Below are 24,219 nucleotides of genomic sequence, written 5' to 3'. Positions count from 1 at the left end.
AGCGACACCGCGTATTGAGGATAAGCAATGAAGATTAGCGAGCAGTGGTTGCGTGACTGGGTAGACCCGGCATTAAGCACATCTGCGCTGGTACATCAGATTACCATGGCTGGGCTCGAAGTCGATGCCGTGGAAACTGTGGCAGCCGCCTTCACCGATGTCGTCGTTGGCGAGATCACGGCCATGGAGAAACATCCGGAAGCAGATCGGCTGAACGTCTGCACCGTGAGTGATGGCATACAGACCTATCAGGTCGTCTGCGGTGCACCCAACGCCCGTCCAGGCATCAAGGTGCCTTTTGCCCGTATTGGTGCTGTTCTTAAGGGTGCCGAAGGTGAGCCCTTCAAGATCAAGAAGGCCAAGCTGCGTGGTGTGGAGTCGTCTGGCATGCTCTGCTCGGAAGCAGAGCTTCAGCTGAGTGAAGCCGCTGATGGCTTGATGGAACTGCCTCCCTCGGCCCCTGCGGGTAAGCCGATAGACCAGTACCTCAGGCTCGACGACAGTATCATTGATATCGATCTTACGCCCAACCGGGGCGACTGTCTGAGTGTGCTTGGTATTGCGCGTGAAGTGGCCGCTGTCAATCGTATACGAATCGATGATGAACTGCTGGCTCAGGTCTCGGCTGAAGTGCCTGCGGCTCATGATGCGACGTTCCCGGTCAAGGTTACGGCTACTGCCGATTGTCCGAAGTTCACTTCGCGCATCGTTCGCAATGTCGATCTCAGTCGGCCCACGCCAGTCTGGATGGTAGAACGTCTGCGTCGCTCGGGAATCCGCAGCATTGATGCGGCGGTTGACGTGACCAATTATGTCATGCTGGAGCTGGGTCAGCCCATGCATGCCTTCGACCTGGATGTGCTGAAGGACGAGCTGCAGGTTCGGCACGCAGTCGCCGGAGAGAAGTTGACACTGCTCGACGAGACCACCATAGAGCTCTCTGACAACAGCCTGGTCATTGCGGATGCCGCTGGGCCGCTGGCACTAGCGGGTATTATGGGTGGCCTCAATAGTGGCGTTACCGAAAAAACCAGGAACATCCTCTTCGAGTGTGCCTTTTTCGCGCCTGTGCCCATGGCTGGTCGAGCTCGTGGCTATGGCCTGCATACGGATGCCTCTCATCGTTTTGAGCGTGGTGTCGACCCCGATCACCAGGAGCGGGCCGTACATCGGGCCACCCAGCTGCTTCTTGATATCTGTGGTGGTGAACCAGGGCCTGTCGATGTACAGCTGAATGTCGAGACCATGCCGGCGCGTCCTCCGGTCAGCGTTCGCGAACAGTATGTGGCCGATCTCCTTGGGCTCCAGCTCAGTCGCGACGAAATTGAACAACTGCTCGGACTGCTCGATATCCGGGTAGAGCAGGTGAACAAGGATGGCTGGCGCTTCAATGTGCCGGCTCACCGATTTGATGTGCGGCGGGAAGTCGACATCATCGAGGAAATTGCGCGCCTCTACGGCTACAACAAACTACCGGTTACCAAGCCTAAAGCGGCCATCGGTTTTCAGCCCTTGCCGGAAAAGCAGCGCGAGCTCGCTCAGATCCGGCAGGCACTGCTGACTCTGGGGTACCAGGAAGCTATTACCTACAGTTTCGTCGACGGGGCAAAGCAGTCAAAGCTGTTCCCAACGCTGCCGGGTATCGATCTTGCGAATCCCATTGCCAGCGATATGGGCCAGATGCGGGTGAGTTTGTTGCCAGGTCTGTTACAGGCCACGCGATACAACCAGAACAGGCAGCAAAGCCGGGTAAGACTGTTTGAAACCGGTCTGAGGTTTATTCCCGTGCAACAAGCGACAGCCGGTATGTCGAATACTGGTGCTATGCCACCGGGCCGCCCCGCGGAGCTCGCAGTGAGTGCCAGGATCGTGCAGGACAAGATGTTGGCTGGGGTTCTATTCGGTTCACCGATGCCCGAGAGTCGTGATGCCAAGGCCAAACCTGTCGATTTCTTCGATATGAAAGGCAGCATCGAGCAGTTACTCGCGGCCCGAACAGGCCATGAAAACATCAGCTATGAGGCCTTCGACGACGACAACGGCCACTATGGCGCCATCTTTCAACAGGGACAGCGCTGCAGAATTGTTCGCAAGTCTGAGAAACCTGTACGAAATCAGGGCCTTGAAGATGGGGTCGATACAACGATTGGTTACGCAGGCAAGTTGCATCCGGCAGCACTGAAAATTCTGGACATGAATGGCCCAGTCTTCGGTTTTGAACTACGCTTAAGCGAGGTTCTGGCGACCGATCTGCCGAAAAGCGGGTCGATCTCCAGATATCCTGAAATTCGGCGAGATCTTGCTATCATTATTGATGAAGCCATCTCCTATCACGCAGTCAGTGAACTTGTACGCTCTGCTGGGGGAGACTACTTTCAACGTCAGGTCTTGTTCGATGTCTATCAGGGGCAGAACGGCGAGGCGGCGAAAGGGCTGGAACAGGGCACGAAGAGTCTTGGTATTGGTGTTGTCTGGCAGCACCCTGACCGAACGCTTCGTGACGAAGAAGTACAGTCCGCTTTCAATGACATAGTCACTCGCCTGCGCGAGCAGTTTGGAGCGGTTCTAAGGAGTTAGTGAATGACGGCTTTAACCAAGGCTGACATGGCGGAAACGCTGTTCGAGGAAGTCGGTCTCAATAAAAGGGAAGCCAAAGAAATGGTCGAGCTGTTTTTCGGCGAGATCAAAGAAGCACTAAGCCACAACGAACAGGTCAAACTGTCGGGGTTCGGTAACTTTGACCTGCGGGACAAGAATCAACGTCCGGGGCGCAATCCGAAAACCGGTGAAGAAATCCCGATAACTGCCCGGCGAGTCGTCACTTTCCGTCCTGGGCAGAAATTGAAGACGAAAGTAGAGGCGTATGCTGGAGGCGAGTAATAACGCGGAATTGCCAACAATTCCGGGCAAACGTTATTTTACGATTGGCGAGGTCAGCGAGCTCTGCTGCGTCAAGCCTCATGTTCTGCGGTACTGGGAGCAGGAGTTCCCTCAGCTCGCGCCCGTAAAACGGCGCGGCAATCGTCGCTATTACCAGCGTCAGGACGTGCTGACCATCCGTCAGATTCGCGGTCTGTTGTACGACCAGGGTTACACCATTGGCGGCGCTAAGCTCAAATTGACTGGTGACGATCAGAAAGATGATGCGACCCAGGCCCGCCAGTTGATACGCCAAATGATTACAGAACTCGAAGAAGTCTTGAAGGTTCTCGAGCCCTAGGCTATCATCGCCACCCTTCCTGAGTGGCAAGTCATTGTTCTCTCGGATTTCGGGGCGTAGCGCAGCCTGGTAGCGCACCTGCATGGGGTGCAGGTGGTCGGAGGTTCAAATCCTCCCGTCCCGACCAATTCTTGTTCAAACCTCCGATAGCGCAAATCCCTCCAGTATTCGAGCCAGCAGGATCGGATCAAGATATTTTACCTGGCGCTTCAGCCATCTCCTCGTGTAATTGTTATCCGGCGACTGAAAGAGATTTTAGTGCCATTGATCACTTGCAGCGCACCGGATGTGCTACGGTCCCTGTTCCAAGGCTCTTCAAGGCAGTATTCCGTTTGGTAATGACCTGAGCAACGAGGAGAGTGTTTATGCGATTAAACAAATTCATTATCTCCAACATGGAAGCCATCATCCAGGAATGGGAAACGTTTGCGCGTACCATCCAGCCGCCGGAGGGGAACATGGACGTAATGGAGCTTCGTGATCATGCGCAGGACATGTTGCTGGTCATTGTTGAAGACATGGGTACGGCACAAACAGAATCTGAACGCGCGAACAAGTCACAGGGCGGAGCCCCTCCAGTCGGTGCCGAAACGGCTGCAGAGACACATGCCGACGGCCGCTTGCGGTCCGGTTTTTCGATAACTCTGCTCGTAGCGGAATACCGTGCCCTCAGGGCGAGCGTACTCCGTCTCTGGTTCAAGGAGCCGCGCTCTCGAGAACAGGAGGGTGTAGAGGATGTGATCCGATTCAACGAGGCCATTGACCAGGCACTTGCTGAATCTGTTGCACGTTATTCGGATGCTGTGAGAAAGAACTCGGATGTCTTCCTCGGCATGCTGGGGCACGATCTTCGTGCACCGCTACAAGCCATTAGTTTTGGCGCCGAGAACCTTAAACTCATGAAAGACAGTGACGGTAGTCACATACATCTAGGCTCCCGGATCCTTGGCAGCGTGCAGCGCATGAGGGGCATGCTGGATAACCTGTTGGATTTTACCCAGAGTCGCATTGGTGGTGGGCTGAGGATCGATGCGGTATGGGCCGACCTGTCATCGGTAGCGAGCGGGGTCGTCGACGAATTCCGGGCATCCCATCCTGGCCACATCTTTCGTGAGACCACTACCGGCGATTGCACCGGAGAATGGGACGTAGGCCGACTGGGTCAGATCTGTCAGAATCTCATCGCCAATGCCATTCAGCATGGCACAAAGAATGGCGAGATTGAGGTCTGCTGTTCGGGGCGACCTGGCGCTGTCGAGTTTAGCGTTCACAACAACGGGGAGCCTATTCCTGCCAAGGATCATCAGCGGATTTTCGAGCTTGCAGAGAGCACCAGCTCAGGTAAAGCCAATCCTCACCGGAACATGGGGCTGGGGCTCTACATTGTGCGTGAGCTTGTGATTGCTCATAAAGGTAGCATCAAGGTAAGCTCCACATTATCTGAAGGCACCGTCTTCCACGTGACACTTCCAAGAACACCCTCACACACCACCGTCAGCTGATCGCCGCATGATCAGGTGTCGGCTGACAAGTCGCCCTGGACAACCCGCGCATCCAGTTCCCGAATACGTTGCTGCATCTGTGCATGACATTGTGCCAGTAGGGTGGGGACGTCTTCAGGGCCAAGACCCGTGGTGGAGATTTCCGGCAGGGCTTCAATAAGTACTGTGCCGCTGTTCCAGCGGTTCAGGTCAATATGCCGCATATAGCTGCTGGCGCAGACCGGCACGATGGGTACGCCAGCCGCTATGGCCATCTGGAAAGCCCCCTTCTTGAAAGGCAGCAATTGGCCGCTGGGATTTCGCGTGCCCTCGGCAAAGAACCAGATGGATGTATTGCGATGGCGCAGGGTCTCTGTCGTCTTTGCCATCGACTGTCTGGATCGCAGGGCATTGCCGCGGTCGATAAGGACATTTCCGGAAAGCCAATATAACTGCCCGAAGAGTGGCACGTATTTCAGACTTTTTTTCCCGAGACTCACCGTGCGAGGCGCGATGATGCCACCCATGACGAATAGGTCATAGTTTGACTGGTGATTCGCAACATAGACGCAGGGTGCAGGTCTTACCGGGAGTCGCTCCGACTGAACGCGAACGCCGAGGATCGGCAGGGCGAGGCTGGCATACAGCCGTCCAGCGATACGGCTGTTATCGGGATTGAAAGGCCTAACCAGGCAAACAACGAGACCAACCAGACTGGCCACGATGAAGTGCACGCTCAACAGCACCATACGTACGATAAACAGCATTCGAACATCCGCGAGTAATTGGAAAGTCGCCTACCTTGCCATGCCTTGAAAGGAATGGCCACGGCTTAATCATGCACTATTTACCCTAGTGACTCGGGTCCAAAGTACAAGCAACGCTGATTAAAAAAGTCCTTGCCTTTGTCGTGTGCGCTTGTATACATTATCTATGTGCCATAGATTGATGGCAGATAACAAGAGCAAGTCTCCACCTATGGAAGGAGTGTCCAATGAGCATCGTCAACCCGATACAGCGCAACCTCAAATTCCTCTTGCCAGTCGACAGGGTGACTGACTGGCATGCCGACGGCGTACATGTTTCACAATTCCTCAATACGCTTTCGCTGTTCTTTCCCCAGGGCGAGCGCTTCTTCATCGAGAGCGTGCGCTATTATCGTGATCAGATCGATGAGCCGGAACTCAAGGCGTCGGTCAAGGCCTTCATTGCTCAAGAGGCCATGCACGGCCGGGAGCACCAGATCTATAACGATGCGATGGAAGCTGCAGGGTTCCCAATCAAGGCTATGGAGGCGCGCGTAACGCGGCGACTGAAGCGTCTGCAGAAGATAACTTCACCCGCCTACTGTCTGGCTGTGACGGTGGCACTTGAGCATCTCACGGCAATCATGGCGGATGCACTGCTCGAGAGCCCCGCCGCCCTCGAGGGTGCCGAGCCACGTTTCAAGGCGCTCTGGGAGTGGCATGCACTGGAAGAAACTGAGCACAAGGCTGTTGCCTTCGATGTCTATCAGCAAGTCATAGGCACCGGGGTGAAGGCCTACTGCCTGCGCAGCCTGACCCTGCTCATGGCCACAACCATCTTTTTCTCGTTGTGCACGATTTTCTATCTGAGGATTCTACGGCGCAGCCAGGCATTGACCAATCTACGCGGCTGGTGGTCACTCACCAGACACCTCTGGCTGAGACCGGGTGTCTTCCGCAAGGCTCTTCCAGCATGGTTTGCGTGGTTCAAGCCAGGCTTTCATCCGTGGCAGCATGACAACCGACATCATCTGGAGCAGCTGGACGAGCTGGTGGCACGGGTCGACGGCTTCGGTCAGCAGCAGGCTGCGTAAGTATGAGGGGCACTTTACGGGCCTGAGGAGGGGCGTCTAATTTCTCTTGATGCCCTCCAGGTCCTGGATGATAGTCTCCAGTCGGTCGCCCAGGAAGTGATTGGCGGCCCGTTCCATCGCCCGCGCGAGCTCCGCATGCACCGCCATCTCGGCAAGTGGCCGCAGCCGCCAGATCAGATCGACCAGTTGAGGCAGGTCCTCCTTCGGCGGCGTGGCTTCGACATCGTATTTTTCCAGCACATGCTCTGAAACGAGCTTCACCAGCTCGTTGGCAACCCGCTCCACGTTGCCGCGCAACATCTGGATGATGTCCAACAGCTCTTCGAAGGGGATGCCGGTCGAGACCAGCTCTGCGCCTGCCTGCATCATCCGCAGGCTTCTAACAGACACGTGGTCCCCCTCGATCCGGAACAGATCCAGATCCCTGGCTTTGGCCAGCGCTTCACCGCTCATCTTCGTGTCGAACATGCTCATGAGCTGCTGTAGCGGCATGACTACAGTTTCCTCATCGGTCCATGGACTGGTGAGGGCAGACTCGATGCCGACGAAATTCTTCAGGTCCATTCCCTGCTCGACTGCCGTAAGAAGATCTCCAATGCTGGAAAGTGTGTAGCCGCGTTCAAGCAGGTTGGCAATCAGTCGCAGTCGCGAATAATGTTGATCGGAGTAAATCCCTTTCCGACCGCGCAGCCTTGGTGGCCTGAGAATACCCCGTTCCTGATAGGCGCGGATGTTACGGGTGGTCGTGCCGGTCGCACGTGCCAGTTCATCGATCGTGTATTCGCGTTCGACTCTGCTCTTGTCCTGCAGGTTTTCCGTTTTCATCTGCGAAACCTGTTCGATGAATCGGCGGGTTCTATCCTTTGGGGGCATGAGTCCATTCCAGGGCAGTGTATCGAAAGTTCCGGCGGGAACAGCGGTTTGTGCCAGTATATCGTATGTAACAGAAGGAAACGTAACCCAGGATGTGTTGCCCGCAGCCACTAAGCAATTTGCTGGCGTCCCAATAACAATGATATCTCCACGTAGAGTTTTGCAATGACCCAGAGTGAACTGCATATCGAGCGTTGCAAGGTCGTCTGTCTGCTCATATTGACGATGCTTGCACTAGCCACGGCCTTATATTTCGCCTCGGGCATACTCGTGCCGATTGTACTGGCGTGGCTATTGAGCTCGCTGCTGCTGCCCATCGTCAAATTCGGTAACCGGTATCGCATTCACTCGGCCCTAACTGCGGCCGTCATCATAGTGATGATGCTGGTCCTGTTGCTTGTGCTCACGGATTTCCTGGCCCAGCCAGCTGCGGAGCTACTGAAAGAGCTACCAGCGAACCTGCAGACGCTGAAGGAATTTGTCGCCACCGGCGGTGGCGCCTTCGGAGACTTGCAGCGGGTCTCACAGGAAGTGGAGAACCTGACTGAGATTGAACAGGTGACGAAGGGGGCAGAGCCGCTGGCGGTTAAAATCAAGGAGCCGGACGTGGTGAGTGGTCTCATGACAGAGAGCCTGCCGAAGTTTACCGGTTACCTCATCATCACGCTGGTTTTGACCTTTTTCCTGCTGTCGGCCAATCAGCACTTCCTCCGTCGAATGGTTCGCCTCAACTCCACCTGGCGTGGTAAGCGGCAGACCGTCTATATTGCGACCAAAATACAGCGCGACATTTCCCGCTACCTGGGCATGGTCACCATTATCAACACCTGTCTTGGTCTGCTGACGGCGGGGTATCTATTCCTGCTCGAGGTGCCAAATCCGCTGTTCTGGGGTGCTCTGGCCGGAATGCTCAACTTCGTACCTTATATCGGCGCCATGGCGACAGCCGCACTGCTGACTATGGTGGGACTCACCGAGTTTCCTGTAATGGCCGATGCCTTGGCGGTGCCGGGGATCTTTCTGATCCTGACCACGCTCGAAGGCCAGTTCATAACGCCTACGGCAGTTGGGCACAGTCTGCGTTTGAACCCCGTATCGGTGTTTCTCGGGGTCATCATATGGAGTTGGCTCTGGGGTGTCCCAGGCGCCTTGATGGCTACGCCAATGTTGGCAACGATCAAGATCCTGCTGGCGAACTTGCCGGGCATTGCCAGGCTGCAGATGATTCTGAAGCTCGGTAGCCCGCCTACCGCACCTCGAAATCTGTCGACCATTTCAAGAGACGGTCGCGGTCCCGAGTCTTAGCGTTTATGCTTCACCTATGACCTTTGATTCTGATAGCTACACGAAGTCGGATAGCAGCAATGCTGCTACTGGAGAGCTGATGACCGATTCTACTGATATTCCTGATAAGCGAGCCGTGCTCGAGCATGCGCTCGGCGTCACCTTCACCACCGGAAACACGCTGCGCATTCTGAGAAATGGCTGTGAGATCTTCCCGGCCATGCTCGAGGCCATCCGCGCGGCGCAGGAGCGAATCGAGTTTCTCACTTTCGTGTACTGGACGGGTGATATCGCCGTCGAATTCGCCGAGGCCTTGGCTCAAAAGGCGCGGGAGGGGCTCTGCGTGCGTGTGCTGCTCGACAGCTACGGCGCGGCTACCATGAATGACGAGCTGCTGGACAACATGCGGGACGCCGGCGTAATCCTTCGCTGGTTTCGCCCGATGGCTACCTGGAAAATGTGGCGAAGCGACCACAGAACGCATCGCAAGATTCTTCTGGTGGACCAGTGTATCGGGTTCACGGGTGGGGTCGGCATAGCGTCCCAGTGGGAGGGCAATGCTGAGAATCCCGATCAGTGGCGCGACACGCACTTTCAACTCACCGGTCCCTGTCTGGAAGGTATGCATGCAGCTTTCCTGGGCAACTGGGTGGATGAGGGTCGTCTTGTCGAGCCGGATCTTCTCCACCCAGTCTCGGTGCCTGACAAGGTGCGGCAACCGGGTAGCAACATTTTCAGCAATGTGCCGATTCAGGTGCTGAAGTCCAGCTCGACACTCGGCTGGTCAGACGTTGCAACCCTCATTCAGGCACTGTTGTTCGGCGCACATAGCGAAGTGCGGATTGCCACCGCCTATTTCGTGCCTGATCCCGTGCTGATCGATCTTATGGCGGCGACTGTAGCCCGGGGCGTTTCGATAACGGTCATGCTGCCTGGCCGGCATACCGACCAGCGGGTGTCGCAACTCGGTGGTGAAGATGGCTTCAAACAACTGCTGGAAGCCGGTGTGACCCTGCTGCTCTATCAGAAGACCATGCTCCATACCAAGCTGATCATCGTTGATGGCGAGCTGGTCTGTATCGGCTCGGCGAACTTCAACCAGCGTTCGATGAAGAAGGATGAAGAGATCAGCATGGTGGTGGATTCCGCAGCAGTTGCGGCCCGTCTGAATGCCGATTTCGATGATGATGTCGAATGCTGTGAGCCTATCGATTTCACCAGGTGGAAACGCCGGTCGCTCTGGCAGCGAGCTGGCGAAGTGGCCTTGAAACCTTTCAAGCAGCAGCTGTAGCGCCTGATCTGGGCGCCCGGACGGGACGCTAGCGTGTGCCAGTTCACAGTTCGGCATTTTCTGATATGGCCTAATACGGACATTCGAAGAATACACATGTCACGGATGCCTGTATGTCTACCAAGCTCAATCTTGCTTTTGTCTGTTCGCTCGGTCTTACACTGCTTGCCTGCAGTAGCGGTGACTCCAGTAGTCCAGCGCAAGCCACTGATCCTGTAGTGGGACAGCCGGACCGTGGTGGAGCGGGGCAGACGCCTTCGTCTGATGAGCCACAGGTGTTAACGGGGGTCTTCCTCGACAGTCCGGTAGCCAATATTGACTACCGCACGGCGTCCCGTGTGGGCGTGACAAATGCGAAGGGCGAGTTCAGCTATCTGCCCGGAGAACGGGTGACCTTTGCCATCGGTGATCTGGCGCTGCCCGAAGTGGCTGCTGCACCCATCGTCACGCCGCTGGATATGTCCACAGAAGAGCGCATCAATGATGAGGTGACCAATATCATCCGCCTACTGCAGTCGCTCGATGTCGACGGTAATCCGGAGAATGGCATTACGATTTCCGAGCAGGCCAAGCTAAATGCGACCCAGGTCATTTTCGCGCAGACCATAGCGGATTTTGCCGCCTCCACAGCGGTGACGCAGCTATTGCCGAACGCTGGACTGACGATTACTCGAATTGGTCTCATTCCGGTCATCGACGCTATCAGCCATCTCGAGTCACAACTCGCGCGCTTGCAGGACACAATCGATCCTGGTGCTGATGGCGACCCGGTCACGCCGGACACTCGACCCTACGATCCAGCGTCGCCTTCCGGCCTCTGGGTACTGGAGGCCACAGCAGAAAACGGTCTCGAGAGTCCGATCCTGGTCAGTTTCGTCAGCGACGATAATTTGCTGGTGACCAGACGCTGCACGGTGGATGGCCAAATGACAGATGTTCTGCTGCAAGGTACCTGGCAGTACAATGACAGCAATGGCGTGATTTCTACCTTCATCGTTCGAAGCGCTGATCAGGTGTGCGATAGTAATACCGGTGATGTGTTCAGTACGCGTAGGCTGAGCTGGCGTGATGGTACCCTGCAGGCGCTGTCGCCTGACGGCCAGGTTTATCCGTTTAGCCGCTGAAATTCACACAGATCGCAGCCAGAGCCGCCCAGCCAGCGTACAATGCTCCATCAATGACCTTCTCTTGATGTGAGCATGACCTGAGCATGGATATCGTTTCGCTGTATTTATCCTTCCACGGCCGACTGGGCCGGTCCGCGTACTGGGCGGCCATGGCCGGCCTTTTGGCTGCCGCTGCCTTGCTCTGGGCCAATGGGCTCCTCAGTAGCGCCTCGCTGCCGGTCTATCTCATACTGCTGTATCCCTTTCTCGCAGTCATGGCCAAACGGAGTCGAGATACCGGATGGCCGGCCTGGCTATCTGTACTGGTCATACTGCCCGGACTCAATCTGTTATGGCTGCTCATACTCGGCATTACGCCATCGCGAGGGGCCGGGTTCGAGCGCGGGCGCTTTGATCGAACTGCAGGCGCACGTACCCGCCATGCGGCGCAAGGCCCAACGAATCGGGGTAACGAGTCAGCGGCGCAATCACAACAGGAGAAGATCGTCTGGTGCCCAAGCTGCGAGCGCAAGATGAGGATTCGGCTACCTGCCCAGGCGGGCATAGGTCGATGCGGCAGTTGCCGCGAGCCGTTCAGAATGGAAATCGACCAGTATGGTCAGATCTTCGTGTACAAGGCGACCAGGAACGGGAAGGCGGAATCCGAGAACGCGCGAGCCGACCGTGCGGCGCCAGATTCGATCTCGGCCTGCCTCAAGGTACTTGACCTTGGCCCCGAGGCTGATAAAGCCGCAGTTCGAAAGCGCTATCGTCAGAAGATGAAGCAGTGCCACCCCGACAAGGTGGCCAGTGCTGCCCCAGAAGTAAGGCTGAAAGCCGAGGAGGAGTCGAAGCGTCTGAACCAGGCCTATGCCATGCTCAAGAAGGCAGGCTACGTCTAGTTCGACTGAGACCTACATGACAGCAAGCTCGGTAACACTGAGCTTGCCGCCGTAATAGCGCTTCAGACGGACCTTGCGCTCGAGATCGGCGATTATCGCGCCCGAGAAGTCCTTGCCGGTCAGGTCTTCGGCCATGGAAATCCCACCCGGGCTATCCACGTTGATCTCCATCATCTTGTTGCCGACGATATCCAGTCCAGTGAAGTACATGCCATCGCGAACGAGTTTCGGCCCGACCGCCTCGGCCAGACGCAGTGCATCATCATCAGGTTCGGCCATCTTTATCTTGCCACCAGCCGTAATGTTAGACCGGCCATCGCCTGAATCGTTGTAGCGTTTGAAGCAGGCATAAACGCCATCGACCTGCAAAGGTTTGCCATTGAGCGTCAACAGACGCAGATCCCCATCTGCAGCCAGTGGGAGGTACTCCTGAACGATAACGTAGCCATCGCGCAGACTGGCTTCGATCATCTGGTTCAGATTCGACCCTGACTCCTCGTTGATGATGAATACGCCTTGACCGCCCGAACCCTGCAGCGGCTTTATAACAGCCTTGCCGCCAAAGCGCTCAACCACATTCTTGATTTCCGCCGCATCATGAACGATCGCGGTTTTCGGTCGGACAAGCTCCGGATATGTCTGGAAATAGGTCTTGTTCGAAGCATCGGTCAGGTGAGTGGGATCATTGAGCACGATGATGCCCTGGTTGGCCAGTAACTGCGCGAACAATAGAGCCGATGGCGGTGCCCACGGACGCGTGTAGATTTCGTCAGCGGGATCGAAACGCAGCAGTACCACGTCCATCTCGCTCAGGTTGCAACGGGTTTTCGGCACCTCGTTTGACTGCAGATCCGCCAGAAGATCGCTATCGTCTTCATAGTCCTTTCTGCTCGGCCGAGTGACCATTGCCGCAAGTGATTCATTCGATTCGTAGATGAGGTTGCCGATGCCCACGAGCACGACTTCATGGCCCAGACCGATCGCTCTCCTAGCCAGTCTGATCGTTGTGTAGTTGTCTTTTTCTGTACAGATATCATTGATAATGAAAGCAATTTTCATGATTCAGGTCTTCCTTGAAATAGCGATTCCACGCTGAGGCTGCGAACACGTTCCAATCTCTCCAAACAGTTGGGACATTCCATGTGACGCGGCAGAAGGCGCGGCATGGCGACGAAGCCGTCGTCCACAAGCTCCTGTAATATGAAGCGCTGTTGAAGAGCAAATTTTCCGAGGTACAAGAATTCGAGGCTTCCACCATCGGCAAGATATTCGATCAGGTTCTGCAGTCCGTGGAGATAGACCGAGTCTTTGGTCAAACCACCCCCGCGGCGAGCCCTCACCGCAATGTCGAACGCATCCTCTGCCGGAATGCCGTGCTCTTCGTGAAGAACTTCGAAGATATCCACGATCGTTTTGCGTTGCACGACGAGGTCGCTCGCAACGACACGTGCAGCAATAGTACGTAGACGCCTGGGAGGCAGATAGCCAGCGAGGTACTCCGCCAGCGTTCCAAGACCTTCCTGCAAGGCGTCATAGTGGGCCAGACCTACTTCCAGTTGCTTGATAACCTGGTGGTGCCCGTTGTAACGAGTGACCACATGCGCGCCGATTTCGTGAGCCATCAGCGCCTCAATTCGCTCCGGCGACAGATGAACGCTGCGGGCGATTTCCAGGTTGCCACGGTGAACCATCATCATCGAGTTCAGATCCGGCTGGATAATGACCCTGGCGGCCAGGTCAGGCGCTTTCTGTCTGTAATAGGCCAGGTGTTGCTCCGCAGCGGCAGCGACTTCATCGCAGCCGGCGCTGTCCTGAGTCTGATCCTCATCCTCCACCGAGTTGAGGATTCGCTCGGCTGTGTGGAGAAGCGCTCGGTCCGTACCGCCAAACAGATCGACGGATACTGCTGCGAAACCTTCAGTATCGCGCAGGAGCACAAGCTCGCATTGCAGTTCCAGCTCTTTCTGTTTCTCAAGAAGAAGGGCGTGAACGGCAGGATGTTCGATGTCATCCACTCGCAGCTCACGCAGCGCCTTGCGAAGATGTTTGTAGTTCTCCGGAACGGCGACGTATTCGAGCTTTGGCTCTTCCTTGTAACCAGTTTCCTGAAAGCGCTCCCAGATTTCGTCGTTATGCAATGGCGACAGGTAATACAACCAGTCTACCTTGTCGTCTATGCCGACGAGCTCGCGATCCACTTCGGCTGCAACAGGCGGGAGGGGCTTGAGATGCCCGACTTTTTTTCCACTTTTCAGATCGGCTGTCAGCGACATCGCTTCAACTCCTGTGTTGCTGCCTCGATGGCCTGAGAAATACCGACGCGCAGGTCTTCCACCACGGGCAGATAAGCATGACCGCTCCACTCATCCATGTAGAACTTTTTGTATTCCAGGGTAATCGTGCAGACATCGTCGCCATACTCGGCGAACACCCATTCCGGCCAATTGCCACCGTCGGGATAACGGACATTGCCGCGGACATCGGGATTACGCCCCTGGCAAGGCACCTGACTGAGCGTTTCGCTGAATACGCCTACCAGCGAACCAAAGCGGTCATGGTTCAATTCGGTAAGCCCAAGGTCGATGTCGGGGTTGCTTGCAAGTGAGGCTGCCGGCGCATAAGGGCCGTCTCGGCGATGGTTGTAGGAATGAATATCCAGCAGCAGGATCTTGCCGTGTAGGCGAATGAGGTCTTCGATCCAGTTCCGCATGAGCGCGTAGAAGCGGTCATGTTGCGCCAGGGACCGTTCGATCATCTCCTGCGGGGGGCTTTCGCGCCAGATTCTCTTGCCCCAGGTGTTTTCTGGCCTGGTCGCGAGGGCCATATCGCGCGAGCGGTTGAGGTCGACCTCGAAGCGCGATGTGCGGCAGATCAGGTGATCAGGCGCCGCTGAGGCCCAAATATCCGTTAGTGGATCCTCTTCGCGGCGCAATTCGGCATCGTCGGCAGCAAGGTAGGGTTGCAGCTCCTCGCGGATCGTATGGCCCGCATGCACTGCAGTAGCCAGAACAGGCCCGCCGGTCCTGTGAATTATCCAGTTGTCCCTGTTTGTTGCACTTGTTTCTGAGTTGCCCAAACTGCCACCTCCTGCTTGTCCATACAGCTGGATATACGGCGGCTAGAGCGAGTTTGGTTCTTGTCTGAAAGGCCTACTTCAGTAGGCCCTCATTGGCGGCTTGGGTTGTATTCAGCGCTTCTTCAGCTGATAGAGTCCTGTACCAGTAAGCTGGCCCTGATCAGGGAAGCGCGGGGCGAATTCGTCAAGCTGAGCCAATCGGTCGTCAGGTAGCGGGTGGGTCTTGTACATCAGACCGCCTCCTTCATGCCCCTTCGAACTGTGGCCGATTTCCTGCAGCACCACGGGGAGCCCATAGGCGTCATAGCCGGCTCGCGAAGCCAGGACGACGCCGATCAGGTCAGCTTCGTACTCGGCATCCTTGTCGAGACCTCGCGCCAGTATCTCGGCACCGTTGCCAATCAGGTTGTCTACCACCTGCGTGCGGTCGCGAACCTTGTCACTGAGTATCTTCGATCCGGTATCGATGAGCTTTGACTGATTGAGCAGTTCCAGGTGATGACGTCTGATCACATGACCAATTTCATGGCCAAGCACACCGGCAAGTTCCGACTCGTTGTTCAGCAGTGCGTAGAGACCTTTGGTTATGAAGATGTAACCGCCGGGGCTGGCGAAAGCATTTATGGAGTCGGACTCGATAACGCCAAATGTCCATTCAAGACCCGGTCTCTCGGATTGCAGCGCGACCCATTTACCAATCCGGTTGACGTAGCGTTGGAGATCGGCATCCGAAACCAGTGGTGCAGCACCCAGTAGGCGTCCGGCAATTTCTCGGCCGATCGCAACTTCCTCATCCTCGGCGACGTCAGTGGTCAGTATCGATAGCACCTCGATGCCGCGGGACAGGTCGCTCACCGGCTCGTTGGCCGGCTGAGTCGTGGAGGAAGTGGCCTTGTTGAGAATGTCGCCTGCAAGGCCGCCGAGATCGAAGGCAAGGGTGGGCGCAGTCAGGAGTGAAACGCTGACGGTTGCGAGTAAGCCGGTAATTGTTCTGCGATTCATCAGTCGTGCCTGTTGTTGGTGCCTGTAGTTTCGGTTTCAGCATCAAAGTACTGGACGCTGTGCGTTTGCAGCCCCGCACTGGCCGCGGAACTCTCAGCGACTGGTGCATCGATGCGGAAGCTTTCCGCTAGCGATATCTGCTCTGCATTGAAGTTGGCACTCTTGAGGTCTTCTTCATCCAGGCCACGAATACCGGTGGTAGCCACCACGTTGCCGCTACCCGAACGGCCAGTAGCCAGCCCGAAGGTATCCGCCACGACGGAGCCTTCTGCAGCCTTGCCAAGCCGCAAATCGAGCGTCCTGACCCAACCTTCGTTCTGCTGATGCTGTACTTTCGACCAGCCACCCTTGCGCTGGAGAATCTTGACAGTCGTGGCTGCGCTCAGCTTCTGCAGGACTACTGCGTCCTTGAATGGTTCTGCATAAAGAACCGAAGGTTTGCCCACGCTCGCCTCACGGGCGAAGATGGTGACTGGTGCGCATAAGAGAACGGCTGCCAATAGCGCGGCGCTAGTTCGACGGGGTGTATTCACGACAAATCCCTGTGTTGGTGGTTGATTGAAGAAGTGTGAACGCATGCGATTTCCAGAGCTGTTCGTTGGTGGCACGGTCGGACTCGAAATGCATGACGCTGGACGCTACGAAGAGCCCTTCGGATGACACTGAGCCGCTACCCGTCTTCTGCAGAAGATCCTTCAGGCCGGTTGTGGAAAAGAGCTCAGGACGCTCTTCGAACAGATTGAAAACGAAATAGGTTTCGCCAAAGGTTATCTTCAGGCCGCTATTTTCCACTGGTACTTTCTCGATATAGACGGACCTGAAAAGCTTCCTGATGCGTGCGAGTGTCTGCCGTATCAGCTGCTTCGCGTTTGTCTTTGAAGGAAAGTGCAGTACACCGATAGCCACGGGACCGGGACTCTCGAAGCGTTTCTGCCAGATCCGCCTGGAATCGGATCTGGTGCTGTAGATCTGATAGCCTCTGGCAGCGGCAAAATAGGCAAGACCAAAGAAGACCGGCGCAGACAGGTCGAGATAGAAATTCGACACGTTGATACTGGCGAAGCCCAGAACCAGCAGTCCACCCTGACTGGCGCCATACAGACCATCGATGACCGCCACCGGTACCTGACGCGCAAATGCAATGGCGGTGATCCAGATGATCAGCAGCGCGATCGCCAGCGGCACCCAGGGCGCCTGGAAGGTGCGGATGAAGTCCCTGTTGATTGCGTTGTCGATGCCGGTGGCCAGAATCTCCACGCCAGGGTGCGAGCGTGCGATCGGTGTCGGCTTCAGGTCGTGCAGACTGGGGGCCGTTGAGCCGATGATGATGATCTTGTTGTTGAACTCATCACCTGGCCGTGATGGTTCACGCTGGAGGAAGTCCTCAAATACTTCGACGAAACTGACCGATTCATAGGCACCTACATCACCACGCCAGTTTATGAGCAGTGACTGCGCCTGGGGCGTCGCTTCATTCAGCTGACTGGCCAGTGTCATCGGTAGCGACGGAATCAACCAGCCATCGTGTATCTCGTAAAGTTCGTAGCTGCGCACGATGCCATCGTCATCAGGTTGGATGGTATTGGTGCCAATTCTACCGGCAGTCACTGCTGCGTTCAGGAAGGGGAGTATGGCGGCCAGGGGTGCGTCTGAACTCGGCAGATGGTCGAGTCGCTGAAAGCCCGGAACCATTGACGGGCGCAGTTCGCTGAGCGCGTCGTTGTGCGCCGGCAGCCGGATGAACGGAAAGAAGACGTTGTCGTAGCTCTCCGCAACTGAATTGAGGTAAGCGTCGGACTCAGGGTTATAGATGTCAGGTTCGGAGAATAGAATATCGAAAACCACTGCGGCGGGCGCCTGCGCCTGTAGTCCTTCGACGAACTCCGCCAATACCGCACGTGGCCAAGGCCAACGGCCGTATTCTTCACCCATTGCAGCCAGGGACCTTTCGTCGATGTCGACGATGACGATGTCGGGATCGGCTGGGGCATAAAACAGTCGATGTTTCAGCGAGAGATCATAGGCACCGCTTTCGAGCCTCCCGAGATAATTGAAATGCAGGAATTCGGCCAGCGTGGCGAGCGATAACAGTAGCGCGACGCAGTAATAGGCGAGCGCGTGATTCTTTGGGCGTAGCAAAAGGGGAGTCTCCATCCATGGACGCGCAGCAGTATACAGCCTTTCTAGCCGCATGATCGTGAAATCGGTCGGAATTTGAGCAGGACGATGGGCTGCAGGCTTGGCAGCCGAGCATTCTTTCCGCGCGTCTTGTGGGGTGAGGTATGGAGCCGGTAGTATCTCCCTGCAAAATTACAATAAGCAGCTGTTGGAGCGCATACACACATGAACCTTGCCGATATCGCCCGTAATAAGACACCCATCGAAATGTTCTACCACTGGGAGGAGACTGCGGAGGACCGCGTCTATCTGCGTCAACCCATCGACGGCAGCTGGAACGAATACACCTGGGGGGATGTCGGTAATCATGCCCGAAGGCTGGTCACTGCGCTGTTTGACATGGGCTTCAAACGCGGAGACAGGATCGCCATCCTGTCGAAAAACTGCGCCGAATGGATCAAGACCGATATTGCCCTGCAGCTTGGTGGCTTTGTCAGCGTGCCGCTGTATTTTGACCAGACGCCGGAAACCTTGCGCTATGTACTCGAACATTCAGAGTCGAAGGGCATCTTTGTGGGCAAGCTGGACAAGCCGGTATGGCAGCGCCTGAAGACGGGCATTCCCGCAGACCTGATCACTATAGGCTTCGACTTCCTGGGTTCCGATGGCGATTTTCCCAAGGAGGGTGAGGTCCAGCACCATAGCAAGGACCTGATCGCGCAGAATGAGCCGTTCGGCGACAGCCCTGTTCCAGCGGATGATGATATCTGGACTATCGTGTACACCTCAGGAACGACGGGCAATCCAAAGGGCGCCGTGCACGTTTTTGGTGGCACTCGACTCGTCGGCTCACGGGCGATGGAAATATTCGACCTGGGGCCCGATGACAAGGGCTTCTCATTCCTTCCGCTTGCTCACGTCGCAGAGCGACTCCTCTTGGCGACCACAAGCCTTTACTGCGGAATGCGAGTGAGTTTCACCCAGTCGCTGGACACCTTCCAGCGTGATCTGGTTTCAGTTCAGCCGACAATATTCTTCTCTGTACCGAGACTCTGGAAGAAGTTCCAGGGTGGCATACTGGAGAAGATGCCGCAGAAGAAGCTCGACTTCCTGATGAAGATCCCGGTTCTGAAGAACATTGTCGCTGCCAAATTGCGCAAGGCGCTGGGGCTCGCAGAAGCCCGCTACGTTATTTCAGGGGCGGCGCCAATCGCTCCCTCGCTGTTGGCCTGGTATCGGGCACTGGGCATAGAAATACTGGAAGGCTACGGCATGACCGAAAACTTTGCCTACGGCTTTATCGCCCGCCGCGGCAAGAGCAAGCCGGGAACAGTGGGGCAGGCCATGCCTGACAGCGGCTTCAAGCTGAGTGAGCAGGGCGAAGTACTGTTCAAGTCACCAACCTTGATGACAGGCTATTACCGAGAGCCAGAGAAGACCGCTGAGGCCATCGACGCCGAAGGCTACTACCACTCAGGCGATCTTGGCGAGATCGATCAGGAAGGCTACCTGCGGATTACAGGACGGATCAAGGAACTGTTCAAGACCGAGAAGGGCGAATATGTCGCACCTGCACCGATAGAAGCCAAGATCGCTTCGATGAAAGAGTTCGAGCAGATCTGTCTCGCTGGATCCGGCCTGAATCAGCCAGTGGCTATCGTGACACTAACCGAACAGGCGCGACAGATTCCCAAGGAGGAACTGAAGACCAGTATCGAAAGCCACATTGATCAGGTGAACCGGCAGTTGCTGAACCATGAGAAGCTCTGCGGCGTTATCATCTCGAAGGACGATTGGTTGCCGGAAAGCGGAATGGTAACGCCCACGCTGAAGATCAAGCGCAACAAAGTCGAAGATCGCTATACGAAGTTGATGGAGCAGATCTGCAACTCAGGGGAGAAGGTTATCTGGGAGCGCTGAAGCGCATCTAGTTTTCCCGGGGCGGCGTGGCGGCGCCCGCCGCCTCTGCAAGGCCGGCCATTTCGCTTGGCTCGACTGGCAGTACTGAGGCTTCGGCAGTCTGCACTGGTTTGGCATCCATCCACGGATCACGCCATCCCAGCTGCCCCACACCAGGTAGTTTGACCGCCAGTGCCATCGGGTCCACCCCGATAGAGAGCCCGAGAACGTTGAGCTCCAGGCCCTCACGCATGCTTGCAAGAATGCCGAACCAGCCCCAAAGCGAGAATTGATAACCTGTACCCGTAGGTGTGCTGGCTATCACGCCATCACCAAGATAATCCTTACCGATAGCAATATTTGGCAGTGCAACACGCAAATCCGGCACCTGTCGAATCACCCAGGCCACGAACGTATTGCTGTTCGGCCCAGGCCAGGCCTGGTAGCGGTGTGGATATGGATAGGCTTTGATTGCCTGATTGATCTGCGGAATCATCTCCGCAGCCCGCTCGCCTCTGATATCGGCCAGTAGGGCGGGTTTATTACCGTACCAGGCGTGATCCGGCTTGCCCGTTCTGGACCTGATCTTGTCACGACCCCAACCTACGACTTCGTGCACGCTGTAGTCAGGTGCATCGGCGGCTTTGGTCGCTATCCAGGTGTGCACGGCGAAATGACCTCGCCAGCTATAGGCCCTAGCGCCATAGACCTGAACGATAGCCTCAGGGGCCTCTGCTGGTGATGGGGCTATGCCAGCGCTCGAGCGGTCTGTCTGGTGCCAGCTCCTGACCGTCTTGGTGTTGCTGCAAGCGGCCATGAATAGCGGGCCGGCCAACAGGAGCAGCAGGAACAGGCTAGTGCTGACGAAGAGTTTGAATGCAATCATGCGACGCACTTTACAGAGCCCACCCCCGCTGCAGGATTACCGGCCCATTACGCTTCTGCCATGCCTTCACTTGAGGTCTCCTCTCAGCGCCTCGACTCGGGCCTGCAGACGTTCCGCCGTTGCCATTTCAGGTGATTCTGGCGCAGCTAAAACCAGCGTTATTTTTGACCAGAATCTGCGCGGCAGTTTGGTAAGCGCCGTTCCACCAGCATGACTGAATACGGAACCCCATAAACCCTGCAGTGCCATGGGTACGACTGGGACAGGCGTTGTGGCAACGATGCGCTCGACGCCTTTACGGAACTGCGCGATTTCACCGTCAGTGGTCAGGCGGCCTTCGGGGAAGATACAGACGACTTCGCCCGCTTCGAGGCAAGCCTGAATTTCAGCAAAAGCTGCCTGATACACCGCGGCATCAGCACGTTCCGAACAGATCGGGATAGTCTTCGCCATCCTGAAAAACCAGCGCATACCCGGCATACCGGCAATTGTTCTATCCATGACGAAGCGCACCGGCCGATAGATCGCGCCGCCGATGATGACGGCATCGGCATAGCTGACATGGTTGCAGACCAGCAAGGCCGGCCCGTCCTCAGGGAGATTGTCCAGCCCGACAGTGCGGACTCGATAAATGGTATGGCCGAGGATCCAGATGATGAAGCGGAAAGCGAACTCCGGTACCTGTCTGAAGACATAGATGCTGACAAGCAGATTGATCAGGGCCAGAACCAGAAAGTAGGTCGGGATGGACAGCGCCAGGACGCTTAGGCAGACAATGGCGAACACGGCACTGACGACCATAAATAACGCATTGAGCACATTGTTGGCCGCGATTACCTGTGCCCGTCGCTCAGCAGCACTTCGCTGCTGTATCAGCGCGTACAGCGGCACGATGAAGAGGCCACCGCTCAGTCCTATGAAACCGAGATCGACCAGGAGCCGACCGCTGCCTTCGACGCCCCACAGGCTGCTTATAGTGTGCAGAAGCTCGGGGCCCGCTGCTTGAGCAAGGGGCAACTGCAGAGCTACTGAGGCGAAATACAGATCGGCCCCGAATACTGTGAGCCCAAGGGCGCCGATAGGCACGATGCCAAGTTCGACACGGCCGCGGGACAATCGTTCGCACAGCATGGAGCCAATGGCGATACCGACTGAGAACACTGCCAGTAGCAAGGTAACCACACCAGCACCAGCTGATAGCACGTCTTTTGTGAAATTAGGGAACTGCGTGAGATAGCTGGCGCCGAGGAACCAGAACCAGCTAATGGCCAGTATGGACTGAAATACAGCCTGGTTCCCTCTCGTCTGGCGCCAGATCTCGGCGAGCTGAGTAAACGGGTTCCAGTCGATCTTCAGCCCCGGATTGCTCGCTGCGGCTTCTGGGATGCCTCTACTCGCTACGTATCCGGCGACAGCCAGTAATACAACCGTGATGGCTATCCAAGTGCTTGCTTCGCTCAGGGGGGAGAGGACACCCGCCAGGATTGTTCCAGCCAGGATGGCGAGAAAGGTACCCATTTCGACCAGCGCATTGCCACCAACGAGATCACGATCGTTCAGGTGCTGCGGCATGATGGCATATTTGACCGGTCCGAAAAATGCCGACTGTGTCCCCATTGCCAACAGCAGCAAAAGTAGTGCGGCATAAGCGTCATAGATCAAGGCTACTGCTGCGAGACCCATGATGATGACTTCGCCAAGTTTCACCCAACGGATTATCGCCGATTTCTCGTATTTATCCGCGATCTGGCCAGCCATGGGCGAAATCAGAAAAAATGGCAGTATAAAAAGTCCAGCAGCAAGATTTACCAGAACATTGATGTCCATGCCCAGGCTGCTGCCTGCGGAAAAAGTCAGGAGGAGTAGCAAGGCATTCTTGAACACGTTGTCGTTGAACGCGCCCAGCGCCTGAGTAAGAAAGAAAGGCAGAAATTTGCGACTGCGCATAAGCGCAAGCGGGCTGTGATGGGCCATGGGGTAAAATCTCGAGTCGAGGTGGCACGTAGAGTGACTAATCTGTGGAAACTTAGCACAGAGATTAGATCAAGATACTGACTCAAGACGAATCTTTGCCGAGGGGGCAATGCAGCAGACCGCTTCTCGATGAGCTGCGACCGGTGAGCGTCAGTCCGTTGGGGCGATCGCAGGCACGGCCCACTGAGCCGCGTCCTCTGTTTGCCCGCCGGCGTTCGAGGATCGGCCGAATCGGGATATGAAGGCTCGAGTTGACGCGTAAGCTTGCCCGCGGGTCTGCTGCGTGAGCAGCAAATCCTCATCAGTGACATTTCTCAGAACAGCGAAGCCGTCGTCTGCGTGAGTGATCAGGCCGAGTTTTTCGAAGGCTGCAAGCCAGTGCTCCATTGTATTCTGCCCCCATTTCTCTCGATAGATTTCGTTGTTTCTTAAAATTGAATGCAGTCTATGGACGGGCGGACGATGCTGCAGGTGATATTGATGAAACGCGGTCGCTCCTGCACACCACCCGATTCTGATACCGCGTTGGGACAGGGTTCGGCTGAAGTCGCTGTCCTCGGCGCCATACCCGTCATAGCGCTCATCGAAACCGCCAGTTTCCAGAAAAGTCGTCTTTCGGATAGCGAATGACATCGATGAAAAGACTCGATAGTCGGCGCAGGGTTCAATGCCCTCCTTGGGCGGAAGCCGGCGCTCGCTATGCAGCTCGGACGCGAGCATCAAGGTGTGAGGTGTCCAGCCGGGGGCATTGCCACCCTCGCGTAAATAGCGCACATCGCCCACGAGCAGACCGTCCCAATGTGCTAGCGCAGCTATATAGTCCTCAACCAGACGAGGGGAGGGGATGCAATCGATGTCCAGAAATACGAGGCTGTTTGCACTTGCCGCCCGAGCAGCTGCATTCCTTGCAGCTGCCAGAGGCAGATCCAGCTCACCCGCTGCAACATGAATTTGGCGTACTGGAAATGAGGTTTCTGGAAGCCCGCTGTAGGGCTCCGGCAAAAGGTGACAGATAATCAGCTCGCTGGGCGTGATCGTCTGGCTCTCCAGGCCGAGCACCAGGTTACAGAGATGCTCGTGGCGGCCGTTTCCATAAGTGAGGACGCTGGCATCACTTCGCCACGACTGACTGCGAAGCCGATCCATGAACTGCTGGGTGAACTGGGTCATGTTGGGTACTCCATCTTGTGATTGGCCCTGACCCGTCGATAGAACGGAATCGAACTCGGCATCCTGATGACCCGAATAGTGCCTCAGTCATCGTTCA

The 24,219-nt window shown here is 56.2% G+C and carries 21 protein-coding genes and 1 tRNA gene; 11 read left to right on the top strand and 11 right to left on the bottom strand.

Going from position 1 to position 24,219, the window contains the following annotated elements; genetic code table 11:
• The first annotated feature begins 27 nt into the window (after window positions 1-27).
• The 5 genes from pheT (at window position 28) to ACH3PB_RS11340 (ending at window position 4,722) form a co-directional block, all read left to right on the top strand.
• Window positions 28-2,577: a phenylalanine--tRNA ligase subunit beta gene (gene pheT, locus ACH3PB_RS11360; RefSeq protein ID WP_416394914.1), complete on the top strand. Its 2,550-nt coding sequence runs from the start codon at window positions 28-30 to the stop codon at window positions 2,575-2,577.
• 3 nt (window positions 2,578-2,580) lie between these two features.
• Window positions 2,581-2,880 (top strand): integration host factor subunit alpha, encoded by a 300-nt coding sequence (gene ihfA, locus ACH3PB_RS11355; protein WP_344802950.1) that lies wholly within the window; start codon window positions 2,581-2,583, stop codon window positions 2,878-2,880.
• A complete protein-coding gene (locus ACH3PB_RS11350) occupies window positions 2,864-3,220 on the top strand; it encodes a MerR family transcriptional regulator (protein WP_344802952.1) in 357 nt (118 codons plus the stop codon). The genes ihfA and ACH3PB_RS11350 overlap by 17 nt, the downstream gene beginning before the upstream one ends.
• 50 nt (window positions 3,221-3,270) lie before the next feature.
• Window positions 3,271-3,347: transfer RNA gene (locus ACH3PB_RS11345), tRNA-Pro, on the top strand.
• 238 nt (window positions 3,348-3,585) lie between these two features.
• Entirely contained in the window at window positions 3,586-4,722 is a 1,137-nt protein-coding gene (locus tag ACH3PB_RS11340; RefSeq protein WP_416394912.1) for a sensor histidine kinase, read from the top strand.
• Between the two features lie 11 nt (window positions 4,723-4,733).
• On the opposite strand, the gene ACH3PB_RS11335 is transcribed toward ACH3PB_RS11340, so the two are convergent.
• A complete protein-coding gene (locus ACH3PB_RS11335) occupies window positions 4,734-5,468 on the bottom strand; it encodes a 1-acylglycerol-3-phosphate O-acyltransferase (protein WP_416394910.1) in 735 nt (244 codons plus the stop codon).
• 227 nt (window positions 5,469-5,695) lie between these two features.
• Here ACH3PB_RS11335 and ACH3PB_RS11330 point away from each other — a divergent pair, with 227 nt between their 5' ends.
• A complete protein-coding gene (locus tag ACH3PB_RS11330; protein WP_416394908.1) occupies window positions 5,696-6,541 on the top strand; it encodes a metal-dependent hydrolase in 846 nt (281 codons plus the stop codon).
• Window positions 6,542-6,577: 36 nt separating this feature from the next.
• Here the strand turns inward: ACH3PB_RS11330 and ACH3PB_RS11325 are convergent, their stop codons facing one another.
• Window positions 6,578-7,414, bottom strand: coding sequence for a MerR family transcriptional regulator (locus ACH3PB_RS11325; protein WP_416394906.1), 837 nt, complete (start codon window positions 7,412-7,414; stop codon window positions 6,578-6,580).
• Window positions 7,415-7,579: 165 nt separating this feature from the next.
• On the opposite strand from ACH3PB_RS11325, the gene ACH3PB_RS11320 reads away from it, so the two are divergent.
• The 4 genes from ACH3PB_RS11320 to ACH3PB_RS11305 all read left to right on the top strand — a co-directional run bounded on the left by ACH3PB_RS11320 (window position 7,580) and on the right by ACH3PB_RS11305 (window position 11,997).
• Window positions 7,580-8,719, top strand: coding sequence for an AI-2E family transporter (locus ACH3PB_RS11320; protein WP_416394904.1), 1,140 nt, complete (start codon window positions 7,580-7,582; stop codon window positions 8,717-8,719).
• Window positions 8,720-8,798: 79 nt separating this feature from the next.
• Window positions 8,799-9,989, top strand: coding sequence for a phospholipase D-like domain-containing protein (locus tag ACH3PB_RS11315; protein WP_416394903.1), 1,191 nt, complete (start codon window positions 8,799-8,801; stop codon window positions 9,987-9,989).
• A 113-nt stretch (window positions 9,990-10,102) separates the two neighbouring features.
• Window positions 10,103-11,113, top strand: a complete 1,011-nt coding sequence (locus ACH3PB_RS11310) for a hypothetical protein (RefSeq protein ID WP_416394901.1) — start codon at window positions 10,103-10,105, stop codon at window positions 11,111-11,113.
• An 86-nt stretch (window positions 11,114-11,199) separates the two neighbouring features.
• Window positions 11,200-11,997: a DUF805 domain-containing protein gene (locus ACH3PB_RS11305; RefSeq protein WP_416394900.1), complete on the top strand. Its 798-nt coding sequence runs from the start codon at window positions 11,200-11,202 to the stop codon at window positions 11,995-11,997.
• Between the two features lie 12 nt (window positions 11,998-12,009).
• On the opposite strand, the gene ACH3PB_RS11300 is transcribed toward ACH3PB_RS11305, so the two are convergent.
• The 6 genes from ACH3PB_RS11300 to ACH3PB_RS11275 all read right to left on the bottom strand — a co-directional run bounded on the left by ACH3PB_RS11300 (window position 12,010) and on the right by ACH3PB_RS11275 (window position 18,214).
• The gene (locus ACH3PB_RS11300) at window positions 12,010-13,056 is read right to left on the bottom strand and encodes a hypothetical protein (RefSeq protein WP_416394898.1); all 1,047 of its coding nucleotides are present in this window, start codon (window positions 13,054-13,056) and stop codon (window positions 12,010-12,012) included.
• Window positions 13,053-14,270, bottom strand: coding sequence for a tyrosine/phenylalanine carboxypeptidase domain-containing protein (locus tag ACH3PB_RS11295; RefSeq protein WP_416394897.1), 1,218 nt, complete (start codon window positions 14,268-14,270; stop codon window positions 13,053-13,055). Before ACH3PB_RS11295 ends, ACH3PB_RS11300 begins: the two co-directional genes overlap by 4 nt.
• On the bottom strand, window positions 14,261-15,073 hold the full coding sequence (locus ACH3PB_RS11290; protein WP_416394895.1) for an N-formylglutamate amidohydrolase: 813 nt from the start codon (window positions 15,071-15,073) through the stop codon (window positions 14,261-14,263). Before ACH3PB_RS11290 ends, ACH3PB_RS11295 begins: the two co-directional genes overlap by 10 nt.
• Before the next feature lie 111 nt (window positions 15,074-15,184).
• Window positions 15,185-16,075, bottom strand: a complete 891-nt coding sequence (locus tag ACH3PB_RS11285; RefSeq protein WP_416394893.1) for a M48 family metalloprotease — start codon at window positions 16,073-16,075, stop codon at window positions 15,185-15,187.
• Window positions 16,075-16,608 carry an SH3 domain-containing protein gene (locus ACH3PB_RS11280; RefSeq protein WP_416394891.1) on the bottom strand — a complete coding sequence of 178 codons (534 nt, stop codon included), beginning with the start codon at window positions 16,606-16,608 and terminating at the stop codon, window positions 16,075-16,077. The genes ACH3PB_RS11285 and ACH3PB_RS11280 overlap by 1 nt, the downstream gene beginning before the upstream one ends.
• Window positions 16,586-18,214, bottom strand: a complete 1,629-nt coding sequence (locus ACH3PB_RS11275) for a CHASE2 domain-containing protein (RefSeq protein WP_416394889.1) — start codon at window positions 18,212-18,214, stop codon at window positions 16,586-16,588. Before ACH3PB_RS11275 ends, ACH3PB_RS11280 begins: the two co-directional genes overlap by 23 nt.
• Window positions 18,215-18,418: 204 nt before the next feature.
• Here ACH3PB_RS11275 and ACH3PB_RS11270 point away from each other — a divergent pair, with 204 nt between their 5' ends.
• Window positions 18,419-20,113, top strand: a complete 1,695-nt coding sequence (locus ACH3PB_RS11270; RefSeq protein ID WP_416394887.1) for an AMP-binding protein — start codon at window positions 18,419-18,421, stop codon at window positions 20,111-20,113.
• A gap of 7 nt (window positions 20,114-20,120) precedes the next feature.
• Here ACH3PB_RS11270 and ACH3PB_RS11265 read toward each other — a convergent pair whose 3' ends face one another.
• The 3 genes from ACH3PB_RS11265 to ACH3PB_RS11255 all read right to left on the bottom strand — a co-directional run bounded on the left by ACH3PB_RS11265 (window position 20,121) and on the right by ACH3PB_RS11255 (window position 24,122).
• The gene (locus ACH3PB_RS11265) at window positions 20,121-20,978 is read right to left on the bottom strand and encodes a DUF3750 domain-containing protein (protein ID WP_416394885.1); all 858 of its coding nucleotides are present in this window, start codon (window positions 20,976-20,978) and stop codon (window positions 20,121-20,123) included.
• 66 nt (window positions 20,979-21,044) lie between these two features.
• Window positions 21,045-22,952, bottom strand: coding sequence for an MFS transporter (locus ACH3PB_RS11260; RefSeq protein WP_416394883.1), 1,908 nt, complete (start codon window positions 22,950-22,952; stop codon window positions 21,045-21,047).
• Between the two features lie 150 nt (window positions 22,953-23,102).
• Complete coding sequence (locus ACH3PB_RS11255; RefSeq protein ID WP_416394881.1) at window positions 23,103-24,122, bottom strand: glycosyltransferase family 2 protein; 1,020 nt, start codon at window positions 24,120-24,122, stop codon at window positions 23,103-23,105.
• Between the last annotated feature and the right edge of the window lie 97 nt (window positions 24,123-24,219).

Source organism: Allohahella sp. A8, assembly GCF_047946665.1.
In the GTDB taxonomy this organism is placed as follows: domain Bacteria; phylum Pseudomonadota; class Gammaproteobacteria; order Pseudomonadales; family Oleiphilaceae; genus Allohahella.
This window is presented reverse-complemented; position numbering and strand designations above follow the sequence as displayed.